6 protein-coding genes are annotated in these 5888 nt (G+C 61.2%); all 6 read left to right on the top strand.

The features are described 5' to 3' along the window. A partial coding sequence (locus AC1DUU_RS21035) for an ABC transporter substrate-binding protein (RefSeq protein WP_476785341.1) occupies positions 1 to 1090 on the top strand: 1090 nt, incomplete at its 5' end. 11 nt (positions 1091 to 1101) lie between these two features. Then, the gene (locus tag AC1DUU_RS21030; RefSeq protein ID WP_476785340.1) at positions 1102 to 2037 is read left to right on the top strand and encodes an ABC transporter permease; all 936 of its coding nucleotides are present in this window, start codon (positions 1102 to 1104) and stop codon (positions 2035 to 2037) included. Positions 2038 to 2039: 2 nt separating this feature from the next. Further along, on the top strand, positions 2040 to 2924 hold the full coding sequence (locus AC1DUU_RS21025; protein ID WP_476785339.1) for an ABC transporter permease: 885 nt from the start codon (positions 2040 to 2042) through the stop codon (positions 2922 to 2924). Between the two features lie 4 nt (positions 2925 to 2928). Next, a complete protein-coding gene (locus AC1DUU_RS21020; RefSeq protein ID WP_476785338.1) occupies positions 2929 to 3939 on the top strand; it encodes an ABC transporter ATP-binding protein in 1011 nt (336 codons plus the stop codon). Beyond that, positions 3926 to 4957, top strand: coding sequence for an ABC transporter ATP-binding protein (locus AC1DUU_RS21015; RefSeq protein WP_476785337.1), 1032 nt, complete (start codon positions 3926 to 3928; stop codon positions 4955 to 4957). The genes AC1DUU_RS21020 and AC1DUU_RS21015 overlap by 14 nt, the downstream gene beginning before the upstream one ends. Positions 4958 to 5010: 53 nt before the next feature. Next, the coding region (locus AC1DUU_RS21010) for an aminotransferase class V-fold PLP-dependent enzyme (protein ID WP_476785336.1) at positions 5011 to 5888 on the top strand (878 nt) is incomplete at its 3' end.

Below are 5888 nucleotides of genomic sequence, written 5' to 3'. Positions count from 1 at the left end.
CTCCTATGTCCGGCCATCGCGCTTCCTAAGCCCGAAATCGGTCGACAAGGATGGCAGTTATCAGGCGCCGGTCGGTACCGGACCATGGATCCAGGAAACTGCGTCGAACAGCGAAAGCTCCTTCAAGCGGTTTGATGGCTATTGGGGCGATCTGCCGTCATTCGAGCATGTCGAGCTGAAGGTCCTGCCGGATTCACGCAGCCGCATGGCGGCGCTTAGGGCAGGCGAGATAGATCTGGCCGGCGGCGACTACCTGGCTCCCATTAAGGCGACGGAAGCCAAGGCGCTGGAAAGCGCTGGCATCCCGGTCACGGTTGAGACCGGAACGACAACGATCGTACTCGCTTACAATCCCGACCGGAACGAAGCGCTGAAAGATGTGCGTGTACGCAAGGCGATCAACATCGGCTTCGACAGGGCGGCAATCGGGCAGGTGCTTTACCAGAGCCTGGCTGAGCCGGCGGGCAGCCTGTTTCCCGCCAATGTTCCGCATGCCGGCAAGCGCTTCGATGTTGCCATGCGCGATGTAGAGGCGGCCAAGGCTCTGCTCGAGGCGACAGGCTGGAGCGGTACGGGGATCCGCGAAAAGGACGGCAAAAAGCTGTCGCTTGAGCTGGTAGTTTCCGAAGAACAGATGGCAGGCTCACGCTCGCTCGGCGAGATCCTGCAGTCGCAACTCGGTGAGATCGGCATCGAACTGACGATACGCTCGGTAGATCATGCCTCGCGCCACAGTGACATCCCGGCACGAAAATACGACATGGCTCTGTTCTACACGTTGGGCGCGCCCTACGAGCCGTTCGGAACGCTGGTCGGCTTGTTCTTGTCGACGTTCAACAATGGCGTCGACGGCAAGCTGTTTCTCGATCCGGCAAACCTCGACCCGCTAGTCCTGGCCGCTGCATCAGCCTCGGAAGGCGACGTGGAGGGCGCAACGCAGGCCATCTATGACTGGCTCTACAACGAGGTCGCGATTTCTCCGCTGTTCTACGCGCCGATCATCTGGGCGCACGCTCCGCGGGTCCAGGGCTTCACGCCGCCGTCGACGGAATACGACCTTCCTTACAAGAACATCACCTTGGGCGCGTAAGGGCGGATCCGATGCTTACACTAGTCTCGCGGCGGTTACGCAACTCGCTCGTCCTGCTCGTGCTGGCGACGCTGCTCTGCTTCACCCTGGTGGTCTCGGCGCCCGGCAACATCGCGGTCCTGATCGCGGAGCTGCGTACCCCCAAGGCCACCTTTGCTGACATCCACAAGATCGAGCTGGAACTGGGGCTGAACCAACCGATCGTAACCCGCTACTCGCATTGGCTCACCGGCGCCCTGCAGGGAAATCTCGGAATTTCCTACAAGACTGGTGAGGATATCGGGCCGGCTTTGTCCAGCCGCCTGCCGATCACCGCGACGCTCGTTGCCGGTGGTGCGATCTTCGCTATGCTGCTCAGCTTCGCGCTCGGCTTTGCCGGCGCGCTCTGGCCGGGTCGTTTTGCCGATGTCGCGACCCGCACCATCGCCTTGCTTGGCGCCTCGATGCCATCGTTCTTTGTTGGCGCGCTCTTGATCTATGGGTTGGCGGTGCAGCTTCGGCTGCTGCCCACCTTCGGATCGGACGGACTTTCGAGCTGGATCCTACCCTGGATGACGATCGGACTGTTGCCTGCCGCCGTGCTCAGCCGGGTTGTGCGTGTCGGCTTGGAAGAGGCGATGTCGCGGCCCTTTGCACTGACGGCCGTTGCCAAAGGCCTGACACGGCGGACGATCCTTGTCCGCCACGCTCTACCCAACATAGCACCAACCTACATCAACGCGCTGGGCGCCCAGACCGGTGCGATGGTGGTTGGCGCGGTTGTAGTGGAGCCTCTGTTCGCCCTGAAGGGCGTGGCAGACCTGTTCCTGTCGGGAGTTCTGTTCCGCGACTTCATGGTCGTTCAGGCGTGTCTGCTGGTCTTCATATCGTTCTTCATTCTCCTCAACCTCCTCGTCGACATCGGGATGATGTTCACCGATCCCAAACTTCGGCGTCAGGGAAGCTGACCATGAAATTTCTTCGCGAATTCCTGTCTTACACTTCAAGCCTACCCAGGCTGGCGATCTGGGCTGTCGGCACCTTTCTCTTCCTCGGCATCTTCGCGCCATGGCTGACGCCACATGATCCGAATGCGCAAAACCTGCTTCAGGCGCATATGGGCCCGTCCTTCGCCCATTGGCTTGGTACCGACCATGTCGGCCGGGACACGCTGAGCCGGCTGATCCTGTCGGCGCGAACCTCGGTTGTCGGCATGACGCTTGTCCTAGTGCTGGCACTTTCGGTTGGCGTCACCATCGGCACTGTCGCGGGCTATCGTCGAGGCTGGGTCGAAGAAGGCCTTATGCGGATCGTCGATGTCGGGTTGGCGATGCCCAGCCTTATCGTGGCGCTGGCCGTCATCGGGATTTTCGGAACCGGCTACTGGAACATGATCCTTGCTTTGGCACTTGCCTGGTGGCCGGGCAGCGCGCGCATCAGTAGGGCGGTTGCGGTCAACGTCATGAACAGGCCGCACATCGAGTCCTTGCGAGTGCTCGGGGCAAGTCCCGCCCGGATCTATTTCCATCACCTGCTGCCCGCCACTTTGGGTGCCGTGCTGGTCTACGCGACGGCAGATGCGGGCGCGGTGGCCCTGGCGATCGCAACTCTGAGCTTCCTTGGGCTGGGTATCCAGCCGCCAACGCCGGAATGGGGCCAGATGCTGGTCGATGCATTGCCATATCTAGAGTCTTCGCCGCGCCAGGTCATCCTCCCAGGACTGGCGCTCACCTTGGCCGTGATCGGCTTCAATCTGCTTGGCGAATCCATTGCGCTGAACCGGGTGCCTACCTCGCTTTCCCGCAAGACCCTTCGCCAGAGGCGGATAACGGCAGCTGCATGGAAGAAGGCATAACAGGATGGCTTCGAAAGATATTCTGAGGGTTTCAGATCTGTCTGTGGATCTATTCACCCAGCGCTCGGTCATCCGGCCGGTCGACGGCGTCAGCTATTCGGTCGCTGCTGGCGAAACGCTCGCCATCGTCGGTGAGAGTGGCAGCGGCAAGACGGTGCTGAACTTTGCCCCTCTCGGCCTGATGCCGACGGGCGTCAATGTCGATCTGAGCGGCTCGATCCTGTTCAATGACATCGAACTGGTCGGCATCGCCGAACCTGAGTTGCGAAGGCTTCGCGGCGGTTCGATCGGTACGATCTTCCAGGATCCGATGAGCGCGCTGAACCCGGCACGCACCATCGGCAGGCAAATCGCCGAAGTGACTGAACTTCATATGGGCCTGAGCTCCAGCCAGGCTGAAAGCAGGGCGCTTGACCTTCTCAAGCTGGTTAGGATGTCTGACCCCGATGCGCGGTTGAAACAGTACCCGCACGAGCTCTCAGGCGGGCTTCGCCAGCGCGTTATGATCGCGATTGCTGTTGCCGCTGAGCCGAAGCTGTTAATCGCCGACGAGCCGACGACCGCTCTCGACGTCACTGTGCAAGCGCAGATTATCGCCTTGCTGAAGGACCTGCAGAAGCGGCTGAACATGGCCATCGTGCTCATCACCCACGACATGGGTGTGGTGGCCGGCATCGCCTCGCGTGTTGCCGTCATGTATGCCGGCCGGGTTGCCGAATACGGGCCGGTCGGGGATGTCCTGGTCGAACCGCGCCACCCCTACACAATGGGTCTGATCGACGCCATTCCGCGCGCCGACGATGCGCCCGGCTCGTTGTTTCGTGGATTGCCCGGCGCACCGCCGATCCTGGGAGCACCTATCCCCGGATGCGCCTTCGCGCCCCGCTGCCACGCGGCAATCGAAAGCTGTCACGTCAGACGCCCGGCGCTGGTGTCGACGGTTCAGCCGCTGGTTTCAGCAGCTTGCCCGATCATGAACAAGCAAAGTCACGAGGGCGTGTATGTCCAGCACTAAGTCAGTCCTGCGCGTCGAAAACCTGGTGACGCGGTTCAAGAGTGTCGAACGCGGCAAATGGGTCAAGGCGGTCGATGGCGTCAGCATCGAACTCCGTCCCGGAGAAATTGTCGGTCTGGTCGGCGAATCCGGTTGCGGAAAGTCGACACTTGGCCGCTCGATCGTCGGGCTAGAACGTCCGCAAGGCGGTCGTATCCTGCTAGACGATGTCGACCTGAGCGGCCTCAGCGGACGCAAGCTGCGCGAAACCCGGCGAGCGGTCCAATACGTCTTCCAGGACCCTTATGCCTCGCTCAACGATCGGCAAACGATTGGCGAGGCGATAACCGAAGCGCTGGTGATCATCGGCATTCACGACCGTGCCCGGCAGCGCCGGCGGGTTCACGAATTGCTCGACCAAGTTGGACTGCCCGACACGGTGGCGGAACGCTATCCGCGCGAACTGTCCGGCGGTCAGCGCCAGCGCGTAGCGATCGCCCGCTCGCTTGCCGTGGAGCCTCGCGTGCTGATCTGCGACGAACCGGTCAGCGCGCTCGACCTGTCGATCCGCTCTCAGGTCATGAACCTGTTCCTGAGCCTRCAGAAGGATCTGGGTGTCGCCTGCCTTTTCATCGCGCATGACCTGGCGCTCGTCCGCCAGGCCGCGTCGCGGGTCTATGTGATGTATCTCGGAAAGATCGTCGAGCAGGGGACTTCTCGCGATGTCTATGAAAGGCCGACCCATCCCTATACACGCGCGCTGCTCGCCTCGATCCCGAGTGCCGATCCGCGCATCGAGGCCACGCGGGAGGTTCCGGCACTGCTGGGCGACATTCCGAGCCCCACCAATCCGCCGTCAGGCTGCCGGTTTCGAACGCGGTGCCCGAGTGCGATGGAGGCGTGCGCTGCAGCCGAGCCGCCTACGGTCTGGGTTGATCCCGGCCATGGTGCGGCATGCATCATCGCCGATCAGATCAGGACCACCGAGGTCGTGCCGCGACCTGAGCCGCGACGCCTGCAGCAGCAATTATCCGCTTAAGCGCCGGCAACGGCACAGACACAGAATCAGACTGAACGACGGAGACATCTAAGATGTTTTTGAACAGTGACACTGCTCATGCGAGCTCTCTGAAGAATGCGCCCGACAACGAAGAGTTCTGGGGCGCGGTGCGCAAGACCATGGAGCCGATGTACACCCACACCCAGTTGGTCAACACGCGGCGAGGGTCGTCGCCACTTGAAGTGCGCGACCGGGTCAGGTCGCTCGTCGATCTGTCGCTTTCGTACGAGCTGGATGAATACGAGCCGTTTCGGGACCTCAAGGAAAGCGGTTCTTCGCTGAACATCAGGCAGATGCTGGCCGACTATTTTGGCGGTGGCGCCGATGAGATTGCCCTGACGCGCAACGCCATGGAAGGTATTGCTACGGTCTTGAACGGCGTGACTCTGAAGCCAGGCGACGAAGTCATTGCGACGAAATACTGCTACGATTCAAACCTTGCGATCTTGCGGCAACGCGTTGAACGCGATGGCATAGTGCTCAAGCTCGTCGATCTTCCCTTCGGTCGCGGCAATGATAACGAGTTCGTCAAAGCCTTTTCGGACGCCATCACTGAGCGGACGCGACTGATTACATTTCCCCATGTCGTTGTCCGAACCGGTCAGGTGCTGCCAGTGAAGCCGTTGGCGGAACTGGCAGGCGCCAAGGGCATCTTCAGCTTCGTCGATGGAGCCCATTCGGCTGGGCATATCTGCTTTCGTCTCGATGAGCTTGGCTGCGATGCCTTTGCGACCTGCCTTCACAAATGGATGTACGGCCCGCGCGGCACGGGCTTTCTGTACGTCAGGCGGGACAAGATAGCCGACGTCTGGCCAATGTGGGCAAGCTGGTCGAACAAACCGGCAGACTCCATCGAGAAATTCGAGGAGGTTGGGTCGGTGTTCAAGGCGCTACCGGCATCAATTCCTGA

The sequence above is a fragment of the Aminobacter sp. P4_H6_2 genome (assembly GCF_056400805.1).
The sequence above is the reverse complement of the archived record's forward strand: the minus strand, read 5'-3'. Positions and strand labels throughout refer to the sequence as shown.